Here is a 21,371-nt window from a genome sequence, read left to right as displayed (position 1 = left end):
GATGTGGAACTTGCCTCAGCGATTGATGCAGTGCGTGCAGCCTAAGATCGACTGTGCTGCACGTGTCGATGCTTTTCAGTCTCTCGGCTTTAATGAAGCTGTTTGCTTAGCTGACAGTACCAGGGCAATGCCACCTAGTACTGTGAGGGAGCTTAGGCCAAGTCGAGTAGTAAAGGTTTCCCCTAGCAGTAGAACTCCGGCGATGGAGGCAATCACTGGCACGGTCAGTTGTACCGTAGCTGCGCGAAAAGATGAGAGATGTCGAACCGCCGCGTACCAGATAGCGTATCCCGCGCCTGATGCGATTGTGCCTGATACGACGGCAGAGGTAATACCGACAACGTCTGCATGGAAAGAGGATATGAAGGGCAGGGAGGTAAGCATGATTAGCGGCACAGACATCATGAAGTTGCCAGCTGTAGCCGCCAACGGATCAGTTAAGCCTTTACCGAGTATTGAGTAGACCCCCCATGCCACCCCTGATGCTAGCATTATTACTACGCTTGTCAGCGGCGGAGCGCTGGATCCAGGAAGAAGCAGCACGACAAGGCCAGTAACCGCCAACACTAGGCCTAGCAGTGCCAAGACGCCCATACGCTCTCCCTGCAGAACTCCGTACCCGAGCATGGTTAGCTGCACTGCGCCGAACAGAACAAGTGCGCCGGTACCGGTGTCTAGTTTCAGGTACGCGTAGGAAAACGCAAAGGCATAAACATAGAGTGATACAGCTCCCCCCCAGGAACCTGTCGCCTTTTTTACTGGCCGCTGAAACTTAAGAATCACCCATAGGATCAGTGCACCACTCACCAAACGTATGACACTGAAGCTGATCGGATCGATAGCGCTGTGGCGCAGTGCGACGCGGCACAGCACTGAGTTCGCAGCAAAGGCGGTCAAAGCGATAGCGGTGAGAATGACAACGCGTTGTGTTTTTTTGGTGGTGAGAGCGGCAGATAGACGTGTATTCAAGAGAAGTCTTCCACTGGGTAGGGTCAGATTTCCAACCGAGAATCTGTTATAGAGTGTCAACCTTAAAGGTCGCTTCAGTCCATGTATTTGAATTCAATTTCCAGAGCTTTCTGCAACTCCCTGTATGAATTCGCACCCATGATCAACTTAGAGAGAATCCCCTCTCTAAATACTGCGATTGAAGGAACGCCGTGAATATTTAATGCTTTCGCAACCGTGGGGGACAGGGCGACATCAACGTGTCTGAATGACGCGAGCTGAGAGTAGGCGTCAGCGAGCTTTTGGAAGACTGGCTTCATTCCGGTGCACGGGCCGCACCAAGGAGCAGAGAAGTAGACCACAAAAAGTCTATGGGGTACGCTAAGTTCTCTATACAGCCCGTCTGCATCTAAGTCATGAGTGTCATTCATAGAAACATATCCAAGCTTGTTCTTAAAGTGCTGCGTAGGGCCGCCAGGTAGTACTTTGGCGTCCCTTCAGCGATGATGCTGCCAGATATTATATGATCTCTAGTTTAGGCGATACTTTGATTTCTCTCGCCATATTATGGAAGTTTGGCGAGGTTTTAATGACGTGTGCATGAAGCTCCTCAATTTGATCCTGAGGCGCGTCTGCGCAAATTTTTACTTTGTAGTTAATTTCATTTATGCCAGGGTTGAGGCTTTCATCAAGACCCAAGAATCCACGTAGATCTAGATTAGTGTCCGTTTCAATTTCAAGACTCTTGATTTTGATGCCCCTCGCCGCAGCGCCTGTTGCGTAACCCACCGACATACAAGCATTCAGGGCGGCAAGCAGCAGCTCCATTGGGCCGGGAGCTGTATTCTCACCCAGCAGCTCAACAGGCTCGTCCGAGACGATCTGGAAGTCTCGCGCTATTTGCCGACCGGCAAGCCTGCATTGAGTAACATTCGTAACGCTTTTGGTTTGGCCCATCCACTTAGTCTGGACATTGAAGCGGACTTCAGCTTTTGTGTCATCCGCCGCTACTTCGCGAGCGAAGTTCTCTAGATTAGTAACGTCGATACCATTCACAATGTTGTTCATACTGACGGCCTACAGAAATTAATATTTATCGTTAATGTGCGAGCATGTTCATCAGCTGTCACATCCGTTTAGGCCGCAGGTCTGCCCTTGAAAAGATTCATCTTCGGTGGCATCCGAATGCATTCGTTGTAGCGCCAGTTTGAATGCGTCAACGGTTTGGGCTCCCGAAATGTAGAAGCCGTTGTTGAAGACAAACAGAGGAACGCCGTTTGCGACCTCACGAGCCTCTTTCTCATCCTTGGCGACTAGGTAAGGCAGCGTCTCATCATTCCAGGCATTCTGGACGAAACTTTCTGAAAGGCCGACTTCTCCCGCAATTTCCGCTAATGAGTTCACTTCGAAGATCGAGCGTCCATCTGTGGTGCAGGCCTTATAAAGGCGTTCGCTGAGAGCCTTTTTGATGTCGTTATCGTCGACTGCTTTGACGAGAGCATGTGCTTTTGTGGTGTCTCCAAAAAGCATAGTGTCAAAGTTGTAAACGAGGCCTGTTTCTGTGGCGTTCGCAACAACAGCCTGGATCATCCCCTTGGCAGACTGCTCGTTGCCAAACTTCTGCGCAAGAACCTGTTTTATCGGTGCAGCTTTTTGGCCAGCAGCGAGTCGAAATGCCTTGTAGTTAACTTGAACCAAGTCCTTGTGCTCGAAATCGGCGAGGGCAATCTCGAACCGGCGCTTCGCAATCCAGCACCAAGGGCAGACGAAGTCCGACCAAACGTCAATCGTGATCAATTTGGATTCTGCGCTCATTTTGTATCACCTGAAAGATTCAGCAGCCCAGTTATTAGTCTGGGCGCGGACGGGAAAAGGATGGCTGCTCATTAGGAAAACAGCCCCTTTAGGTCATTCTTTGTCGAAGGCGTCTAGCACATGGGTGCTATAAACCAGAGCTGCGCCTGCGTTCATGTTGATTGCGACTCCCAGAGCTTCTGAGACCTCCTCAACCGTAACACCAAGCTTCTTAGCTTCGGCTACATGGAAAGCAATGCAGCCGTCGCAGCGAGTGGTCACCGCTACCGCAAGAGAAATCAGCTCGCGGGTTTTCGCGTCTAGGTGATTGGTTTTTGCGCCAGCCCCACCTAGTGCCATTACACCTTTAATGGTTTCTGGCGAAAGCGAGCCAAGCTGCATAACGCGGGCGTTGATGTCTTGTCGGGCCTGTTTCCAATCTTGCATGTGATCCTCTCAGCTACGCCAAGGCGTAGAAATTAAACATTTAGTATGGTTGCGGGAAAGGAAAACAAGCCTACCACCTAGTAGGTAGGAATAGCAATTCTGTTTCATTTATTAGGATTTCCCAGCCAACAGGCGCAATCACTTGCGCCGAGCCTCTGTGTCTGGTCGGCTGGACTTGGCTTGATATCTGGCTTTCAGAAGCTTCCGGCGGTCACGGAGCGCTGTGGATGCTGAGCTACCTGTGCTTTCCTCACCCCTGCCGCTTAGCCGTTTCCCGCAGTGGATATGAGTGAGCCGATGCTGTACGTGATCGACTCGACTGGCGGAATTGGTCTGAAGGGGAGCTACGGCCATTCGTTAGGTGTCTAGGATGGCTTCACGATTGAGCTCGTCATTGGTGGCGGCAACAACACAGCCTTGCGACCGCTGAAGAGTAGGGTGCCAGCCCTATGCAGAATTCTCGCACCTACGCTAACGCTGGGATTAGGACGATTGCATTAGAGCTAACGCAAAAAACGCCACTAATATGATGAGAAATATCATAGACCAAGAACTGCTACTGGCACTCTCTTTCCCTTGTCGCTGTGCCGATTCACTATCGCAGCAGAGGGGAGTTTCTTTCCCTTGTTCCCTAGCCTTCTTTAGGGCCAAAATTGAGCAGTATCGCATAAGACAATTCCTTTAGATCGAGGCAGTAACACTGTTATAGATATCTAGAGCTCCAGGCGGCAATGCATGAGGCAACATACTCCGCATCTCGACTGTTAGTTAATAGATGGTCGGCGGAATCCAGTGAAATGAAGCTTTTAGGGTGTTTAGCTGCTTGGTAAATCTTCTGCGCTTGTTCTATCGATACGATGTTGTCCGTGGGGGAGTGAAAGACAAGAAGCGCACGTTTCAAGTTCGCAGCACTGTTATCCTGCTGGTGGCTCTCAATGTCGTCAAGAAACTGCTTTTTTATTGTGAATTGTCTATCTGCAAGCGTTACGCTGTACTCACCAATGTCTCTGATGGTTTCCACCTGACCTTTGAACTGTTTCATGACATGGGACGCATCGGCGGGAGCGCCGATTGTAACTACCCCCTTTGCCTCTGGAATGTGCTTGGCCGCTGCTATAACTGCGGCGCCGCCTAAACTGTGTCCAATCAAAAGGGATGGTGCCTGGTGGAAATTACGCAAATATTCTGTTGCAGCTACTAAGTCGGCAACATTAGAAGAGAAATTACTGTTGGAGAAATCTCCATCACTGCCACCAAGACCTGTGAAGTCAAATCGAAGCACAGAGATATTATTGTCTACCAACGCTTTGGCAATTCGGGCGGCTGCTTTTATATCTTTTCCACACGTGAAACAGTGCGCGAACAATGCGTAAGCTTTAGGTGACTGAGGCGCCTCAAGCAGACCTGAAAGGTTCATGCCCTGGGAATTTGGAAACGTAATTTTCTGTTTGGTCATGTTTAGCTCCGTAGGAAGCATTGGTCTTGGAGTAGGCTTGCTGAGAGTTTTGCGTGTGTGAATTGTCGCAAAGGTGGTAGGGAATTGAGGGTCGAACTCGAATAGATCGAAGCCTACCATCTAGTAGGTGTGCTTGCAATCGTGATTGACAGCCTCGATTTTTAGAGGGGGGCGAACTGGCACAGGGCTGCACGGTGCTAAGCACTGAGGGGGGGTGACTGATCACCAGAGCGTGTTTTATACGTTACTATTGGAGCGCCCGGTTAAATGCCGAACTTCACGGACAGCGTCAGACCAATCTTGTCATTCGCAATGCTGAGGCCGGTCTGGCCAAGGGGTTGTTGCCAAAGAAATTGACTGCCACATGGTGGCCTACACCCTTCACACGGCAGCTTCGGCCATCGTACTATTCGTGCAGTCTCACCAGGCTCTGCCTGAGGCTCAAAACGAGCCTAACCAATAATCTAAAAGGAACCGATATGTCTAGGCTCGCTGAATTCCGCGCCCTTGAACAACAGCTCGCTGCACAGTTGGCTGAGCTGGAAAGCTTGAAAAACGATGATGGTCTCAAACGCGAGATCGAATTTGAGAAAAAGCTTCGCAACTTATTGGGCGAGTACAATTATAGCTTGCGTAACGTTGTTGCCATCCTCGATCCTCAAGCCGCTTCTCGCCGCGCAGCTCCTGCCGCAGTTGCTGAAAAAGGCAATCGCAAGCCGCGCCAGGTCAAGCATTACAAAAACCCGCATACTGGTGAAGTCATCGAAACTAAAGGTGGCAATCACAAGCAGCTCAAAGAGTGGAAGGCTGAGCACGGTGCCGAAGAGGTCGAATCCTGGTTGGCTAAGTAACACTGTTTGAGTACAAATCAGGGCCCTGCGGGGCCCTTTTTTATGGGATAGGGATATATGGGATTTTGAAGGCCAGGTCGAAAAGGAACTTCTGCGCCTTCGGCAGTAGGGGTTTTGCTATGCCAGTTTGCAGTCAAGGTGGAGTTTCCGGAGTTGGACTACATGCTTTCAGGGTGGCCCAGGGTTGTTCTGTTCTTTCACTCGAAAGCCTTCGGGGGGGCACAGTGCGGCTCTGATCTAGTCGGCGTTAGTGCCATTGAGAAAGTCCTCGGCAATGTGGAGCGCGGAAATGTGCTCGCCGTGAGTTATCTCGCTACCGCAGTCGCACTCCCCCTCGTTCGCCTCTCTAAGCCATGTTCCTTCCTGCTGTCTTCGATAGCACCATCCCTTCGTGTAGCCAGCGCCTGTCATCTCCAGCCCCGGATGTTTGACAGTCAGTTCACAGACTTCGAACAGGTCGGGCTCGCGTCGTAGAACCCCGATGCCTTTCTGGTAAAGCGGAAACTCACCCTGTTGAGCGAGTTTGATGAGTGTGTCAGCTTCGAAGGCAACAGTGCCATTCTCGTCGAGCAGGTTGTTTATGTGGGGAAAGTGAAGAGGCGCGCTCTTGCTTGCCGAGCCATACAGCACTAAGTCAGGGATCTTCACCACAATCCCGCTCTCGGCTGCGCCATCAATCGAATCCTGCACGTCAAGGATGTTCGTGCCGCGATAGAAGGCGGTGTGGGTCGGAGCAATTTTCACGTAGCTCGGATGGTACTCAGGAAGATCGAGGGTTCGCCTGAACGCAGGAGTGCCTCTGAGCCCGTCGTCTAGCTTGATTTCAGCCCATGGCAGCCCCATGAGTGCCCTGAGAATGGGATCCTCGGCTGAGGAGGGGAAGAGTGCGTTGGTGAGCCATACAGCCGATTTCAGTGATGCCTTGCTCAAAACCGGCCTTGTATCCAGCGAAGTCGTCGCAGACCAGCTTGCCCTTCCAATCACCCAGGAAGTTGCGTGCATGCTCGCCAGCACGGCTTGGGCTGAAGTCGTAAACCACCGCTTTGAGCGCCGAAAACGGCGTAGTGCTGTAGGCCCAGACGTAGGCCCGGTGGGTTTTCTTCTCGCCCGGCGCAAGCATTTGCACGGGTGTTTCATCGGCGTGGATCACGCCCTGGCTCAGCACTGCTTCACGCAACGCATCGACCAGCGGGTGGAGTCGCACGCCGGTTTGCCCGACCCACTGGGCCAAGGTCGAGCGGGCGATTGCCAGCCCGGCGCGGCCAAAGATTTTCTCCTGCCGATACAGCGGCAGGTGATCGGCAAATTTGGCCACCATCACGTGAGCCAGCAAGCCTGCGGTCGGGATACCTTTGTCTATAACCTGCGCCGGTACCGGCGCCTGGATTAGTGTTTCGCACTGACGGCACCAGGGCTGCCGGGTAGTTCTTCAGAGCACTCCAAGGTACCCAGCTAGTCTGTTGAGCCTGGGATGCGGCATGCAGACCTTTGATGGCATCCGTCACCAATGCGCGCTCACTTCCAGACCCCCAGCGTCCCAAGACTCCAGCGAGACGAGCCAAGGGTTCAATGGCCGCCTCATAGGTCATGGCTTGTGCGGCCAGATGCTCCAAGGTTACGTCCCCGGGTTCTGCGGCAAATAGAGGAGTCAAATGACTGATCGCTTGATGAGCCTGGCTGGTTAATAGGTCATCGAGCTGAATCCGGTGCTCGGGTCTGGCCATAAAGCGTTTGGCCATAGCGAGAGTCAGCTCGATGCCAGCTGGATTCGGCAGACGGGACTGCTGGATAGTCTCAAGCTTGAGGTTCAGCCCGTCGAAGAACGTGTCAGCATCCATCCCGGTTACGGTAGTGGCACGACGCTGGGTGATGAGCTCCTGACCACGCTCACTCAATCGACCCCGGGATAGCCAGTAGGTCGGATACCGACGTGACGGTGCTCTCAAAAACGCCGCCCTCAGCGCATGATGCCACTCACCTGACCATCCTGCGACGATGAGCCCGAACTCATCGATGATGCGATCAAGCAGCGTATTGAACGCCGCCGGGTACTCGCCCAGTTCCACATTGGTATTGAGGATCCTTGCATCCTTGTAATCGCCATGAATTTTCAAGATGTAGCAAGAAGCATGGGTGAGCGGTTCAGCCCCTGCGAGGGCATCTTCCGAGCTGACGACTGTTGGCTCAACGCCGACATCGCGCAGCGCATTTTCCATCAGCCGGTCGAAGTTGGTGGTGATAATCACGCGCACATGACCCGTTTTGACCATGGCTGCGATCGCCCGATGGGCACGGGTAGGCAGCTTCAGGCCGTCCTCCAATTCCTCATCGCTAGGCTCCAGAAAACCCTGGATGATGGCTCGCCGCTCGGTCTGGGTGGTCGCCAGGCGTTCGAGTAGGGTGGAGTAATTGGGTTGCTCTCCTGTCTGACCTGCGTACCACGCCACCCAGTCATCCTGCTCTCCCGCACCCATCGCGATGCCCCAACGTTTCACCAACTCCAGGGTGATTTCCCAGCCGGTCTGAATACCAGCTGAGCGGGATACGCCCGAGCCAAAAAGCACGGCATAGACGCTTTTGTTCTCAAACATGGAAAAGGCGATTTGAGCTGTTGGATCAGGAGCAGCAGCGGTCATACACAATCCTCGTGAGTTGGAGAGGCCAACTGTTCGTATGGGGGAGTTGCATCCGATTAACCACTAAGCCGTCGGCTCACAGTCGGCTCTCATGTTTTCTGCCAGGTGCTCGATCCTAGAGGTGCCTGGGATGGGGAACGTGACAGGGGAGTACTCAAGCAGCCAGCGCAGAGCACTGCGGGACGTCGCCGAGGCATCTTCGGACTTAAGGTATTTTCCAGCCCCCAAAGGGGCATACGGGACGAAAGCGATGCTGTTTTCCTTACACCACTGCACCACGTCTTTGCACTCGGCGTTCAGAAGGCTGAAGGCATTCTGAACTGCCGCAATCGGAGCGATCGCTGCTGCCTCGATGGTTTGAGCAACGGTCACTTTGGACAATCCCAGTGCCTTGATCTTGCCCTCTGCGCGCAACTGCTCCAGCTCCCCGACCTGATCTGCGAGCGGTACGTTGGGATCAACTCTGTGCAGGTAGTAAAGATCGATTGCTTCGACTCCGAGCTTTCGCAAGCTCATCTCGACACACTGGCGTAGATAGGCCGGCACACCGCACGGTGTCCATTGCCCTGGGCCCTGGCGGGTAAACCCGCCTTTCGTGGCAATGATCAAATCCTCTGCGTAGGGATATAGAGCTTTGCGGATCAACCTTTCGGCGTCGTGCGGGCCGTAAGCGTCGGCGGTGTCGATGTGTTGGACACCCAATGCCACCGCCGAGCGCAAGACCTCGATCGCGTTTTTCTCGTCAGCAGGCGGCCCCCAGATGCCTGGCCCTGTCAGCCGCATGGTGCCAAAACCTAGGCGACGTATCTTCTTTCCGGCCAGCATCCCGTGTGTCGTGAACTTCATGCCAACCCCATGCGCAGGAATACATCGGCGGTGATTTGAGCTAGACGCGCCTCGCGCGCCGCAGGAGTCAGCACCTGGTGATGGATTGAGTGCCGCTCAAGTAGCGCATGCAGGTGGGTGTCCACTGATGCTCTGTAGCGACTGTCCGTGTCTCGCCCCGGGCCGAGAGCGATGGAGGGATCCAGCTTCGTGGCAAGAACGGTCGTGTAGTTGGGGCTGTGATTCATGATTACGGCCCCAATGGCCTCTACTTCATGCGCAGCCAAATCGCAGCCTCGGTACTCAACGGCAGCGTTCCAGTACGCCACTGCATCCATGACAGGGCGATCAACCAACACAACATCAGCGTTGACGCGGGCAGCGTGCTCCGCTTCAAGCGTCCGGTCGATGAACCACATTGTTGAGTCGTATGTGTGCTGGGTGAGCAGAGGAATGCCTCGCTCAACAGCAAGTGCCCCGAAGGAGGGGATGACTTCGACGCGGATCCCCTTCACCTCAAGTACCTTCCTCAAGTCGGCACAGAAGGTGGATTTGCCGGTTGAGTGCGTGCCGGCAACCCCGATTACGACCGAACTCACCACAAGCTTCCCTGTTCAGGTGTGGGTGTTTTGTCCACGGTCTGAATCTTGAGCTGAGCGATCTTGCAGACTTCTGGCCAGCTATTGAGGAGGGAGTCCTCAATCAAACGGCCCAGGAGGAGGGCGGTTACTCGGGCGTCCTCCCCGGCGCGATGCAACTCGCCCGAAACTTCAGCGTCCAGGCCAGTCAGAGCCAGCAGCGCGGAGAGGCTATGGCTTTGAGCATCTGGGTACACATGGCGTGCAAGTTTCAGCGTGTCTATCACACCAAGCGGGGCCCAGTCGGGCAGATGGCGCTTCATCACTCCGTAGTCGACTGACGCGTTGTGCGCGACGAACCATTTGCCCTGAAGGTGTTGTTCGACATCGTCCCGCAGCTCTTCCCAAACAGGTGAGCTCTGCACTTTTGTGTTGCCGATGCCGTGCACACGCTTGGCTTGCCAGGTGATGGGGTTTGGCGGTTTGATGAGCCAGCTTGAAGGCTCATCACCCTCGACGACAGGGAACGAGGCGATAGCCAGCTCCACGAGGTCAGGCGGTGTGTGGCCATTACCCTCAACGTCGACAATTACGATGGGCTCGGAGGGCCACTGAAACTCCGTATCAGTCATCAGATATTCCTCTGCGCTTCCGCGCGTCCATGGCGATCATAGTGATGTGGCTTGTCGGCATCGTGCACCTGGTACCCAAGCGTGTGCTGCATGAAGTACCGGCGCTGTTCATCGAGGCCGCGAACAATGATGGAGCGTTCTGTTACCACCGGTTCACCCTCAGCGCCCAGCCGCTGGCATAGGCTGCTGAGAAGCGCCTCATCGGGCTTCTTCCAAGCGGCCTGGCATGTGGCGTATTGAGCGGAAGGGCATGTGTCACACAGCTCGGTGATCCCGAAATGGCCGTTGTAATCGGGCTGCTGGTGGGCATAGGCAACCCCACATGAGGTCTTGCGGAATATCGGAGTGCTTGGAGCGTGCGCTTGATAGATGCTCAGCAACCGTTGCTCCTCCTCCAGCGGCAGCAGCTTACGTCTGGCGGTTGAGGTGTAGGGCTCGGGAATACCCTGGCTTTGGTAGTACCGGGCAATCTCTTGTCGATAAAACAGCCCGCTGAACACCGTTGCGTGGGCGTGTTTTGCGAGCTGCGCGGCGCGAGCGATGTGTTCCTCGGAATCGTTAAGCCCAGGGACAATTGGTCGCCAGTAGAGCAACGTCCGGTAACGCTGCGCATGTTTGAACAGGGTTCGCAGGCTATTGGCTGCGATCGACGATTTGATGGGCTCGATCTTCGGGTCTTCGATGCCTGAGTAAGTCACCAGCACCGTCAGCTTGATGTTCGTCAGGGCATTGAAGCGTTCGCAGTCCTCGGGCGTCACACGCCAGCGAGTGATCACAAGCACGTTGTTGGTAAACCCTGCCTCATCGAGCAGTCGCAGCAGGTTATGGGTATGGCCTTTCACGTCCGGAAGCATCGGATCGGTTGCTCGGTTGAAAAGCTGAATCGGCGTGATATGAGGCTGGAAGAAGCGATGCGAAACGAACTGCCTGAAGGCTTCTTCGTCGGTCATCACAGCCTGGGGAGTGCGCTGCTCGAAGTTACCGAACAGGTGCCTCACGCAGTAGCTGCAGTCCAGGGGGCAGCCGACGATATGGTTCAGGCTGAGGCCACTTTTACGGTACTCGACAGGATCCCGGAGGCTCGGGTTGACCAGTGCCAGTTGCGTGGCGTTGATGACAGCGACGTTTCTATCCATGGACGCGCTCCTTGCAGCTCAACCGAGTTGCAGATGTTCCTTCGAGGTGTGCCTATCCATCCTGGAGCGTCCTCGGAACTGGGGTGAAGCACTACCAGGCAGGCGAGCTGGTAGGCTATCAATTTGCCATCAAATTGGGCAATGAAGATTTCCATGCGGATTGACACTCCGTCTCTTGGCGCGGAAATCGTCACTGCCATGCATGCCTATGCGCGTCAGATCAATGCCCCAGTGATCCCCAACTGCTCTGGAAGCTCGGCCCATCCGACATGGGAGGTTGGGTTGGTCGACTGATTTGAATCGTAACCGGGATCGGGAAATCCACACCCACCATCGCTACCTCACCCTGCTTTAGGTTTGGCAGGAATGCTGCAGCGGAGCGATCGATCTCACCGCAGGCTCGTTCAACGACTTCGCGGTCACGGTCGTTCGTAAGCCGGTGGACGAGCAGGGTACCCATCTGACTGAGCACGCCTTCAGTTATGTCGCGTGGTCGTTGGGTCGCCAAGCAAATGTTCAGCCCGTATTTTCGACCCTCTTTCGCGATCAGTTCGAAGGCATCCAGATTCTGTAGGTCATCCTCGTTACCAACGGTTTTGCCCAGGAAATTATGGGCCTCGTCGAGGATGGTGATTAGTGGTCTCATCCTGAAAACCTCAGCCCGGGCTCGCTGCAGCAGTAGTCTGCCGATAACGTTGGCCACTACCTCACGGGCGTTGAACTCGTATCCAATTGAGCTCAAGCAGACCCTGAACAGCCTCTTGTCGCTACGAATGAAGCTGTCCAGTTGATCTACGAAACTGGAAAGGCCGGCAGCGGGACTGAAGACGCAGCCCAGCGACGGCGACTCCATCACGCCGAGGATGCGGGTCATCAGAGATGTGCAGTGAGAGATTTCATTACTGGCTCCCCCGAAACGCTCAGAGTCGTTGTAAGCGGTCGGGAAGCAGCACTCCTGCACCAGCTGAGATACCAGTTTGCGAGGGTTGAATGGCGTTGTTGGATTTCCTACCAGGCTTGCGTTGTTGCCTCTCTTCATGGCCTCGCGATAGACGTCTTTCGATTGGTCTACCTTCAAGACGATGTGCCTCGGGAACAGGTCAGGTGCGAGATGTACGAGTCGGAGGCTTTTGATCGCTTCCCTCAGCTTCGGCCCTTGTGTCTTCCCTGATGGCTGGAAGAGGGCAATGAAGTCGGATTCGGTGAAGCTAGTCGGGGGAATCGCGACCTCTACAGAGCCTTCAGCCCGGTGGAGGGGGCTGCCAAGGTGGCAATGAACCGTGTCATCGCCAACGAGCGAGCGGTATTCGCCCGTGGCATCAATCAGCACTACTTTGGCTGAGAAGCGGCGACACTCCTCGATCAGCTTGGATGTCGTCCAGCTCTTGCCTCCGCCTGTGGAGCCCAGGATTGCGCAGTGCCGTCCGAATATCTTTTCGGGAGTGACGGCAATAGGAAATCCGCCATCCCCGGCAACGTGACCAAGGTTCAACGCTACCTCAGGTGGCGCACCGTCCACACCCGTTGAGGTCAACAAAGGGATCTGGGAAATGAATTCTCCAGGGGCGGAGTAGACCCGATCGCCAAGCCGTGGATATGAGCTAACTCCTGCTGTGACTCGCAGCGATTGCGGGTTTACGGAGCCCAGAAGGCGTATGAAGCCTATTGCGTCGATTTGGCGGCTACCTGCAAAGTCCTGTGAAATCTCCGAGCGATCCCTGTCAGGCAGCGTCACTTCGGTTATGCGCCCGAGCAGCACTGCTTGCTGGCCTTCAATGAGCACAAGCTCGCCGACCTCACCTTTGCCGTAACGGTTGTGGCCCAAGTATTGGCCGCTCACATTGCCGGCATGCGCCAGGTTCGTCTTTACCAGCTGGGCACTCACACTCGAAACCACACCAATTTTGAGATTGCTGGCCAGAATCCCGTCGAGAGCACTCATGCGTTTTGGCTCCCCAGGCGTCTGACGGCATTCGCCAACTGCTCTGCTGGAGAAGCTGTTCTCAGGTGCGGAATGTGGCTGACAAGATCGCTGAACGAGCCACTGACGAAGTGGATGTCCAGGCCACGCTTGGCGAGGTCATGGAATCTGCCCCAATAGTCGCTTGAGCCATGGTGTCCCCGGTTATGCAGGTGCGTGATGCACTGGAAGTCGCAGAGTATGAGTTTCAGGCTCGGGTTAGATTGGATCGCTGAGAAGATTGGCTCAGAGAGGTGATCATCGTTGAAGCCGAATCCCCCCACGATGAGACAACTGTTGGGCTGACGCAGAAACTCCAGGTAGCGCGACAGAAGCTCTAGGTGAGGCTGCAGGAATGCCTGCTGGTACTTGCCTTTGGCTGGGTAGATGAGGCACGCGTTCGCAGGTGTAGGCGCTGTGTCCTCGTAGATGTCCTTTCCCTCTCTGCTCCAGCTCACCGATCCATGCAACTTCAGTAGCTGGAACACACCTTCGGCGAACTCATGACCTTCCACCTCTCGCCTGACGATGTCGTAGCTGAAATGTTTCCCATCGAACCGCCGCCTGCGGGTGTAGGAGAATCCATCAATGGCCATCATCCCGAGGTCAGAGGCTGCTGTCTCGAAGCACATATCATAGTTTGTGGTGAAGACCTTCAGGCGAGGGTCTCGGACTCGTCGTCTCGCCAGCTTCTGCAGCAACTGCCTGTATGCAGAGATATCGGCGCTTGGGGCTCGCAGGAATGCTGAGCATGCATCTAGGATGACTGCTTTGACCCCGCTGACAAACCCTTCGACGGTGGCGTCTTTATTGAAGGCGAGATAGGCGTCGCATTGAGAAAGGAAATGCTCGATATTTGGATTTATGGTTTCTTTGTAGCGCACCACATCCATCACGCGCCCTGCCGCCTCAGTGGGATCCCCTGAGCCGGGTGTGCACATGGAGCGCTTCCACAGATCCCACATGCTCGGCCCACCTGGTGCACCAAGCGAAGTCCCACTTCCAGCCAAAAAGCCAAGATTGGGAACTTGCAGTGCCGCAGCGAGCATGTCCGACAGTGCTGTGCGGTTTGAAACGATCCTTGTTGGATCAGGTGGTGGTACGCCCTTGAGGACTATGTAGGCTTCTTCATTCAAAGGCGCCCAATCAGAAGCCCCTGGTGCTAGGTAGGCTTGAAGGCCCTTACGGTTGGCATCAAGCTCCACAGGTTTGTCAGCAGGGGGCGGGGGGGCTACGGCTTCTACAGAAAGGGCTGGGGCTGGCGGGGCGTTTTCGTTGGACATCAACACGATCCTTGAGGGGGCGTATCCCGATGGCGTGCTATGGGCCAATCGAGTGCGCGTGATGAAACCTGTGGGCAACGCAGTATTGGCATAATGACATCGGTGCTATGGCGCCGGAAGTGGGGTAGGAGGGTGAATCTAGCGAAATTAGTTACAAGGCTCATCGGCTAGCCGGCGAGGGAAAGAGAGCTGCTACAACCAATACGTCGAGGTGATCGCTCATATCGTCTCTCGGCTTCGCGGCCAACCGGCCAAAATGCTCATCCCGCTCCCGTCTCCCCCAGGCAAGCTGCCACGTTGAGTGTGATGGGGGTCTTACCGACCCCGCCTTGGCGTGGTTTTGAGGGTCAGAGGTTTCCCAAGGGGAGGTGCGAAGAAATGAGAGCTTTGCCCCGGCGAAATCAATTGGTTGCCCAGTAAAATCCGAGCGTCTTGACACGTCTCGCGTGTCTTCTAATCTGATGCCAGACGCCTTCTACAGGCGTTCCGCCGTGAGCTGGAAGCGGCCAGACAATATGAGAAACCATTGCCCCGTTCGGCGGGGAGTTCGTTTTCTATTGTCTGGAGATCGCGATGAAGCCAGACCTACCACCCGTTTCTCCCCTTAAATTCCCTCCGCTGAACCTCGATCAGCCCCTTGAAAGCCGTCTCAAGCTGCCGGATGGGAGCATGGTGAAAGAGGGCTACAGAGATCCCGACTGTTTTGACATACATTGCCAGAGCAGATTTGGAAGGAGCTGGTTTTCCATAAGGGCCGAGTGTATTGAACACCTTGAAGCTCGCCTCGGCGCAATCAGCGTACGGATCAAGACGCTAGAAACCTTGTTAAAGCAAGGGCAGCCTCCCGAGAGCCTTCTCACAGCGTATGACGACATCTATGAGCAACTTGAGATGGTATACGCGGATGGCTCGTTGGGAGCGTTGGTAATGATCTCAAAGCTCTATCTTGTGGGGGCCCAGTTCCCCCCGCTGGCTACACCTGGCGGAGGCCTCAAAGCTGCAGTGATGGCTGCAGAGCTCGGGTATGTGTCGGTGTACAGCTTCCTGGGGGATTACCACCTGGGGGAGGGGCGGGCTTATGAAGCTGCCGAGGCCTATGAATCAGGAGCGTACAAAGGATGTAGTGTCAGTAAGTACCAGTTGGCTCAGTTTGCGGAGCGTGGTGTTGGAGGGCAGTTGAAAAGCGTTCGAGCCGCATTCGATCTTTATGCAGAAGCCACAACGGGAAATTACCCACCTGCATGGGTTGCGATGGCTCGGCTTTGGTTGCGCAATCCTGGAGAGATGCCGAGACCTGAGCATCTTGTTGGGATGTTGAAGGAGTGTGTCGAAATGAGGTGCGAGGGGGCTGCAACGGCCTTGGCTGAGATCTATTTGGCTCACGACCATTCCTCTGACACGAAGCGTATGGTGATGTCGCTCTATCGGTGTGCAGCGGTCGGAGGCGATATCGAAGCGCAGCTCAAGCTCGCGAGCTTGCTGGCGGGCGAGGGGGCCTGGGAGATGGAAATAAAACCGGATCTTGAAGAGGCGTTATGGTGGTATGAGTGGGTGTATGACTCTGAAAATGCTTCGCCCGCCCAGGCAGTTCTGGCCCACTTAAAACTGGGCCACCTGTTCATGGCCAAGGATCAATATGACCGAGCGGCACATCACTTCGCCTTCGCTTCTGACACTCACCTTGAGGCTGCTGAGCTGCGCAGGATCTGCGAAGAAAAGGGGGAGAATCTCAGACGCTGGCGGCAGCACAATACTGGCGGTGAGTGTCTGTAACGAGTCGACTGGGCCGAAAAGCGGCTTGTGGGGTTGATGCACACTGGGCGATAGGGTCATTTCCATCGCCCTGTTACCTCTGGCTTTCCAAGCGACAGGCTCAGGGTCTTAGTTGGGCATAACCTGCTTCTTACCGTTCACGAAAATGTAGGTGTCTGGTTCCCATTCAAACTGCAGTTTTGCTGTGTTCGACGAGGCGAGCTTGGTGTCCGAGGCTTCGAATTGGTTGAAGTCCATGGTGCCTTGATAGATGTAGTTCTGGCCCGCGTCGATCTGGGCGTCGTCAGCCAGCCGGATGCGTTTGATGACATCGCCGAACATGTCCTTCAGCACAACCGTGCCCTTCACGCCAGCCAGGGCCTCAGCTGTATTGTTCTTGAAGGCCACACTGATGCTGAAATACTCCGAGTATTTGCTTCGCTCGTAGTCCTTGGGATTGAGCTTTAGCTCAACCAAGGAGGCAGTGAGGGTGGCGTTCATTTCCTTGAGGGCCGCGAGCTGCTGTTGCTTGATCTGCTCGGCCAGGAGCCTCTGCTTTTCTTGCTCAGCTGCCTTCTCGTCCAACCAGGCTTGCTGGGACTTCAGAGCATCATTGACCGTCATCTCGGTCACGGTTTTATTGCCCCCAAACGCACTTGCTACCGCGAGGCGTGTTGCATACCCAATGAAGAGCTTCTTTTCGTCATCGGACAGCTTGGACACAGCATCCTTGAGCCCCTGGTCTTCTGACCATTTGGCCATGTCCGCTGGAAGCATCGCCTGCTTTGGATCGCTGCAACCAGCCATCAATAAACCAGCCATCAAAATGGCAGCCACTTTTGTGCGCATCGTATTTCCCTATGTTTAAGTCGGTTGTAGCTGCGAGGTTTGCGGCCCTGTTTAACCTGAGGCCTTCCTGCCCGGCGACCTTCGTCCGCATGCGGTGAAACCAAATGTGACTGGCCTTTGAGCGTGATGGTTATACGACAGTGGCGCAACGCTATCAAGACGGTGGGGACAGTGCACACGAGTTCCCGGGGCAGACACGAAGTAGTGGCTCATCGCTATTGCCACATCGCCCATCGACGGGCACCCTGATTCCTATTTGCTTGGAGGCGTTGCAGTGGGCGCTGAGGAAAAGCGGTACGCGAGGGAGCGGTTCACAAAGCAACTGATTCGGATTTGTGAAGCGCTGGACAAGGTATCGACCCGTGAATTTGAGTACATGCTGTTCGATGAGCCGCGCGTCTGTCGTATGACAGTCAACCAGCTTTGGGTATTCGGCTCATACGCACGCGGAGCTCTGACGTGCGGGGATTTGGATATTGTCGTCAAATACACGAAGGCGTTGGGCGGCAAGCCAATGCCAAAGGTCTACACACGTGCGTTCTTCGGCTTATGCCCAGGCGTAAGGTTCTACGATGGGGATCCGCAGGAGAATAGCTCCGGTGCTGAGCTATCCGGCGCGGTGCTCATTTGGGATGGCAGTGACGATGAAAACGTGTGGAGGGCGAGAATCGACTCGATCGTGCCCGATGCAGATGCGGGAAGGGCTCCACGCGATACTGACTGCATCCCGTTGCGTTCGGAGCAGTTGCGCACCCACGGTGATGATTTCATCCGTGCTGCAAAGCTTTACCAGGAAGGTTTTCTTGAATGGGATTACTTCCCTCTCAACGATGAGCTGATGAGCCCCATCCCGGGCTCAGGTTTATCTCGAAGAGATTCCAGGCTGATCACTATCGCGAGTGACATGACCCAAAAAACCCGTGATCTGGTGCCCGCCATCTGGCGCGTCGCAAATCTGACTGAGCCCAACGGGACATGGAGTGAGGCAGTCGCCGAGCGTGCAACGTTTCGCTGCGGGAGCACTTTGATTCATGTCGGGACGCCGACGTTGTCACTCCGTTGCTTTGAGAGCATGAAGACTCGCCAGTTGATGCTCATCCCTCACCGCACTGCACGAGGCCCGAATGGCATCTGCTCATTCGGCGCGGGCCTAAACACCCCCAGGTGCTCGGGTTGAAGAAGCGCTCTGTATTCTTCATCGGCGTGCCCGGTATGCCTGAGCTTGTCTGCGCTCGGCATCAATCTGAGGATGTACGCATCCTCGAACTGTTCGACACCAAGAGCCAGGCGAAAGCAGCTATCGCCGAGACATTTTCAAAGCCTGAGGAGGGGACAGTAAGCCAGGCTGAAAATGGAGAGATCTTTGACCTGATAGTGCAGGCTGATGTTCTGGAGCATGGCGTCGAGCAAATAGCGATTACGGATCTAGGCCGTCGGTACCTTGACCAGGCAGGGAAAGGGGAGGATAGGGAGTGGCTAACTGGCTTTGCGCAAGAGCTCCCAGAAACAGAGGCTTGAATGACGTAGAGCTGCTGGGCTTGCCGAAGCTCAGCGGTTTGCCATGAGGTGCTGATGGTTCGACTACCTCTCCGTGTGCTTCGCCGTTAACTAGGCACCCGTCGAAGCCACCTATCAAACTACAGCATATGGAGCGATTGTGGTCGCGTACTTATAACGAGCGCGAACGCCCTTGCCGACTGAGACTCCTACTCCAACGAAGCTCTCGTACGAGCCCGTCCAAGGCCCAGGTCATCCAAGTGCACCCGTCATTTCGCTGCGTCCCTCTGCTTCCCGTTGCCGCCAGGTTCGCGGATCGACCAAAGCCATTCTGGCGGCGAGAGGCACGCTGATCTTTGCTTTCAAACGAGCTTTTTTGAGGCTCCGGCGTTGTTTGTTGTTCATCTTGGGTGACCTGTTAAAGGTGGGGTTGAGCGCCAGAGGTTAACCAAGGAGGTGGGGCGAAGAAATGAGAGCTTTGCTCCTCCAAAATCCATCGGTTGGCCATCGTAATTAACGTCAAGTCTTTGGTATGTGCGATACGTTTTCAGATGTTATGATTGCTCGAAGCTCCCGATTCTCTATAATCAGCATTTCGTTAATGGATGCAAGCTTGGCTATCTGGAGCTTTAGTTCCTTGTTTTCTGTCCTGAGCTCGGTGTTTTTTGTTTTTTCGGATTTTAGTTCGCTGTGTTTCAAGTCTCGCTGGGTTCTACTTGATTTGTCTTGCTCGGTTCTAATTATCTCCGCGACTTTTGGGTAATGGTTATGGATCAGCGATGCCGAAACTCCAGCTTCCCTTGCTACCGCTGAAATAGACACCTTGGTTTCGTCATTGTTAGAGCGATTGTTTCTTATCCGTGCTAGGGCTAAAAGAATTAGTTTTTCCCGATCTTCAGCAGGCTTTCTAGAGTTGTTCATTGTTTTTCTCAGGGCTGTGGCCAAGTTTGGTTAGAACTGCGGCGTATCTCTCAATGTCACGAGTGATTCGGACAATACCTGCTTCTCCAATATCCTTAACGTCGAGAAGATTCTTAAGGTTAGCGTACAATTCCTCATAAATTCGTACATGAGTTTGCCCGATTGCGGCGTTACTGCAGTCCGAGCAGCGCCCTCGATCCATTGAATTCCCGATGCATGCATTATTATCAGCGGTGCACCAGGCATGCCCATTGCTACGTATAGCCGTGCTTTCAGAAATTGACTTGATCATAGAGGCATGATTTTTGAAGAGCGCTAAGTTGTCAGGGTCACGTTGCCACTCCTTGAGGCTGGCGCCATACCCTCCGGCTAATACGCTCTCGTCCAACCAGCTTTCCACTGTCTCCTTTTTGATTGCGGCAAGCTCGGTTTCGATTTCATCATATAGCTCCAAATCGAAACTCTGGGCCCACGAGTCATCCAGAGCGTAGCCAAGCGTCATATCCATTGACCAGTGTTTGAAATGCTCTTTCAAGTATCGCAGGTCACCAAATTTGCTGTGTGCAACATAGTTTGCAAACTTCTTCCGAAACTGATGGCTTGAAATATTCCAGTCTAAGCCAGTAAGCTCGACAAACTTTTTGAGTTGTTTATTCCAGCTGCCCACTGAAAGTGTGCGCGCCTCTGCATTCTTACTAGTGGCCACACCAAGGAATAAGGACTCTTGGTGTGCCTTGGCGATAGCGATTTCTGGGTCGAATGGGTCAGTTTTTTCACGCCTTGCAATTTCATCAGCGATCATGGCCTGGTACGGTAACGCAAAACGCTCCATGATTTTCACTGCATCGATTCCGATAGAAGGAATCATCCAGTTGCAGATGCCGGCGTAAGTTTTTTCAGATTCGGCGCTGATCCAATAGTAAGTTTCGCCATCATCGTCAATTGTGTCGTGATACCCGCCAGCTTTGAGATTGGCAAGTTCGTGATTTCTACAGCCTGATGTGCTTGAAATTACGATGTAACAGGCGGTTCTGAGGTGTATGATTTCCTCTCTCAATACGCTGGCGCCATTCTCGTAATTGTGATTTTCTAATACTTTTTTCCTTTCGGCAGTATATTTGCTCTGTCCTCTTGCGCCAAATTTTATCTTGACTTCGTCTAGGTCGTCACGAATATCCAGTAGGCGGCTTCCATTTTTAATGAGCTCATGAGACTTGGCAAATAGCGAGCTAAAAATCAAGTCAGGCATGAGAGGCGTAGAGCTCGTGGTTTTATGCTGGGCGTTGCTGCCTGTGAGTCGCGCTAACCCTAACGCAGAGGTCTCAGGCCATGGATGCGCTTTCAGAGGGTGGTTGGTGTGTTGGCTTAGTTCAAATAGTGCCTCAATGGCAAGGAAACGTCTGGAAATGGTAAGTTTTGCAATCGGTTTGCCTCTAGCGGTTATTAATGTACTTGTTTCTTGGGCGAAATTGTGGAAAATAATTTTGGGGATGTCCTTGAGGTTCGTTACGCCCAGTTTTTTTAGATAGCGAATGAAGTGCAGCAAGTCATTAAGCATGTTGCGTAGCGTCGAGCCTTTTGGCTTTCTGGTGCCTTCTCTTCCCCAGATTAAGTACCGGTAGGCAATCTCCTTGATTGCATCTCTGTACTCGGCTGGGTATCGGGAAAAGTCTACGATGGTATGACTTCTAGCGCGGTTTTTAGGATGTCCACTTACCTGCCATTTGTCGTCGCCAAAGCGGCTCACAATTATCCATTGCTTGTTTATATTAATAACCGCAATGGGCAGAAGGTCGCGTTCAGATG

21 protein-coding genes and 2 pseudogenes are annotated in these 21,371 nt (G+C 54.0%); 4 read left to right on the top strand and 19 right to left on the bottom strand.

Going from position 1 to position 21,371, the window contains the following annotated elements:
- Positions 1–75: 75 nt before the first annotated feature.
- From KUO17_RS08565 to KUO17_RS08540, 6 genes are all read right to left on the bottom strand, one after another.
- Positions 76–969 carry a DMT family transporter gene (locus tag KUO17_RS08565; RefSeq protein WP_186517030.1) on the bottom strand — a complete coding sequence of 298 codons (894 nt, stop codon included), beginning with the start codon at positions 967–969 and terminating at the stop codon, positions 76–78.
- A gap of 74 nt (positions 970–1,043) precedes the next feature.
- The gene (locus KUO17_RS08560) at positions 1,044–1,379 is read right to left on the bottom strand and encodes a thioredoxin family protein (RefSeq protein ID WP_186517031.1); all 336 of its coding nucleotides are present in this window, start codon (positions 1,377–1,379) and stop codon (positions 1,044–1,046) included.
- An 88-nt stretch (positions 1,380–1,467) separates the two neighbouring features.
- A complete protein-coding gene (locus KUO17_RS08555) occupies positions 1,468–2,016 on the bottom strand; it encodes an OsmC family protein (protein ID WP_186517032.1) in 549 nt (182 codons plus the stop codon).
- Between the two features lie 51 nt (positions 2,017–2,067).
- Positions 2,068–2,763 (bottom strand): DsbA family oxidoreductase, encoded by a 696-nt coding sequence (locus KUO17_RS08550; protein WP_217975021.1) that lies wholly within the window; start codon positions 2,761–2,763, stop codon positions 2,068–2,070.
- A gap of 93 nt (positions 2,764–2,856) precedes the next feature.
- Entirely contained in the window at positions 2,857–3,189 is a 333-nt protein-coding gene (locus KUO17_RS08545) for a carboxymuconolactone decarboxylase family protein (protein WP_122388558.1), read from the bottom strand.
- A 703-nt stretch (positions 3,190–3,892) separates the two neighbouring features.
- On the bottom strand, positions 3,893–4,645 hold the full coding sequence (locus tag KUO17_RS08540) for an alpha/beta hydrolase family protein (protein ID WP_186517034.1): 753 nt from the start codon (positions 4,643–4,645) through the stop codon (positions 3,893–3,895).
- Between the two features lie 479 nt (positions 4,646–5,124).
- On the opposite strand from KUO17_RS08540, the gene KUO17_RS08535 reads away from it, so the two are divergent.
- Positions 5,125–5,496 carry a histone-like nucleoid-structuring protein, MvaT/MvaU family gene (locus KUO17_RS08535; RefSeq protein ID WP_186517035.1) on the top strand — a complete coding sequence of 124 codons (372 nt, stop codon included), beginning with the start codon at positions 5,125–5,127 and terminating at the stop codon, positions 5,494–5,496.
- Positions 5,497–5,733: 237 nt separating this feature from the next.
- Here KUO17_RS08535 and KUO17_RS08530 read toward each other — a convergent pair whose 3' ends face one another.
- The 9 genes and pseudogenes from KUO17_RS08530 to KUO17_RS08490 all read right to left on the bottom strand — a co-directional run bounded on the left by KUO17_RS08530 (position 5,734) and on the right by KUO17_RS08490 (position 14,546).
- A complete protein-coding gene (locus tag KUO17_RS08530) occupies positions 5,734–6,339 on the bottom strand; it encodes a hypothetical protein (protein WP_186517037.1) in 606 nt (201 codons plus the stop codon).
- A gap of 43 nt (positions 6,340–6,382) precedes the next feature.
- A pseudogene (gene tnpC, locus KUO17_RS08525) lies at positions 6,383–6,916 on the bottom strand (IS66 family transposase); the annotation flags it as partial.
- 616 nt (positions 6,917–7,532) lie between these two features.
- A pseudogene (locus KUO17_RS27110) lies at positions 7,533–7,712 on the bottom strand (SIR2 family protein); the annotation flags it as partial.
- Between the two features lie 483 nt (positions 7,713–8,195).
- Complete coding sequence (locus KUO17_RS08515; protein WP_186517039.1) at positions 8,196–8,978, bottom strand: aldo/keto reductase; 783 nt, start codon at positions 8,976–8,978, stop codon at positions 8,196–8,198.
- Entirely contained in the window at positions 8,975–9,556 is a 582-nt protein-coding gene (locus KUO17_RS08510; RefSeq protein WP_186517040.1) for an AAA family ATPase, read from the bottom strand. Before KUO17_RS08510 ends, KUO17_RS08515 begins: the two co-directional genes overlap by 4 nt.
- Positions 9,553–10,167, bottom strand: coding sequence for a 3'-5' exonuclease (locus KUO17_RS08505; protein WP_186517041.1), 615 nt, complete (start codon positions 10,165–10,167; stop codon positions 9,553–9,555). The genes KUO17_RS08510 and KUO17_RS08505 overlap by 4 nt, the downstream gene beginning before the upstream one ends.
- Positions 10,167–11,303: a radical SAM protein gene (locus KUO17_RS08500; RefSeq protein ID WP_186517042.1), complete on the bottom strand. Its 1,137-nt coding sequence runs from the start codon at positions 11,301–11,303 to the stop codon at positions 10,167–10,169. Before KUO17_RS08500 ends, KUO17_RS08505 begins: the two co-directional genes overlap by 1 nt.
- A 220-nt stretch (positions 11,304–11,523) precedes the next feature.
- Entirely contained in the window at positions 11,524–13,245 is a 1,722-nt protein-coding gene (locus KUO17_RS08495) for an ATP-binding protein (protein WP_186517043.1), read from the bottom strand.
- Positions 13,242–14,546, bottom strand: a complete 1,305-nt coding sequence (locus tag KUO17_RS08490; protein ID WP_186517044.1) for an SIR2 family protein — start codon at positions 14,544–14,546, stop codon at positions 13,242–13,244. The genes KUO17_RS08495 and KUO17_RS08490 overlap by 4 nt, the downstream gene beginning before the upstream one ends.
- A 573-nt stretch (positions 14,547–15,119) precedes the next feature.
- On the opposite strand from KUO17_RS08490, the gene KUO17_RS08485 reads away from it, so the two are divergent.
- The gene (locus tag KUO17_RS08485) at positions 15,120–16,319 is read left to right on the top strand and encodes a sel1 repeat family protein (RefSeq protein WP_186517048.1); all 1,200 of its coding nucleotides are present in this window, start codon (positions 15,120–15,122) and stop codon (positions 16,317–16,319) included.
- Positions 16,320–16,427: 108 nt separating this feature from the next.
- On the opposite strand, the gene KUO17_RS08480 is transcribed toward KUO17_RS08485, so the two are convergent.
- A complete protein-coding gene (locus KUO17_RS08480; RefSeq protein WP_186517049.1) occupies positions 16,428–17,147 on the bottom strand; it encodes a hypothetical protein in 720 nt (239 codons plus the stop codon).
- A gap of 274 nt (positions 17,148–17,421) precedes the next feature.
- Between KUO17_RS08480 and KUO17_RS08475 the strand changes: the two genes are divergently transcribed.
- Positions 17,422–18,324 (top strand): nucleotidyltransferase family protein, encoded by a 903-nt coding sequence (locus KUO17_RS08475; protein WP_217975019.1) that lies wholly within the window; start codon positions 17,422–17,424, stop codon positions 18,322–18,324.
- Positions 18,321–18,665, top strand: a complete 345-nt coding sequence (locus tag KUO17_RS08470; protein WP_217975017.1) for a hypothetical protein — start codon at positions 18,321–18,323, stop codon at positions 18,663–18,665. The genes KUO17_RS08475 and KUO17_RS08470 overlap by 4 nt, the downstream gene beginning before the upstream one ends.
- Positions 18,666–18,896: 231 nt before the next feature.
- On the opposite strand, the gene KUO17_RS08465 is transcribed toward KUO17_RS08470, so the two are convergent.
- The 3 genes from KUO17_RS08465 to KUO17_RS08455 all read right to left on the bottom strand — a co-directional run bounded on the left by KUO17_RS08465 (position 18,897) and on the right by KUO17_RS08455 (position 21,312).
- Positions 18,897–19,049, bottom strand: a complete 153-nt coding sequence (locus tag KUO17_RS08465) for a hypothetical protein (protein WP_186517051.1) — start codon at positions 19,047–19,049, stop codon at positions 18,897–18,899.
- A gap of 114 nt (positions 19,050–19,163) precedes the next feature.
- Entirely contained in the window at positions 19,164–19,565 is a 402-nt protein-coding gene (locus tag KUO17_RS08460) for a TetR family transcriptional regulator (RefSeq protein WP_186517052.1), read from the bottom strand.
- On the bottom strand, positions 19,552–21,312 hold the full coding sequence (locus KUO17_RS08455) for a site-specific integrase (RefSeq protein WP_217975015.1): 1,761 nt from the start codon (positions 21,310–21,312) through the stop codon (positions 19,552–19,554). Before KUO17_RS08455 ends, KUO17_RS08460 begins: the two co-directional genes overlap by 14 nt.
- Positions 21,313–21,371: the final 59 nt, after the last annotated feature.

It is taken from the genome of Pseudomonas aegrilactucae, assembly GCF_019168305.1.
In the GTDB taxonomy this organism is placed as follows: domain Bacteria; phylum Pseudomonadota; class Gammaproteobacteria; order Pseudomonadales; family Pseudomonadaceae; genus Aquipseudomonas; species Aquipseudomonas aegrilactucae.
This window is presented reverse-complemented; position numbering and strand designations above follow the sequence as displayed.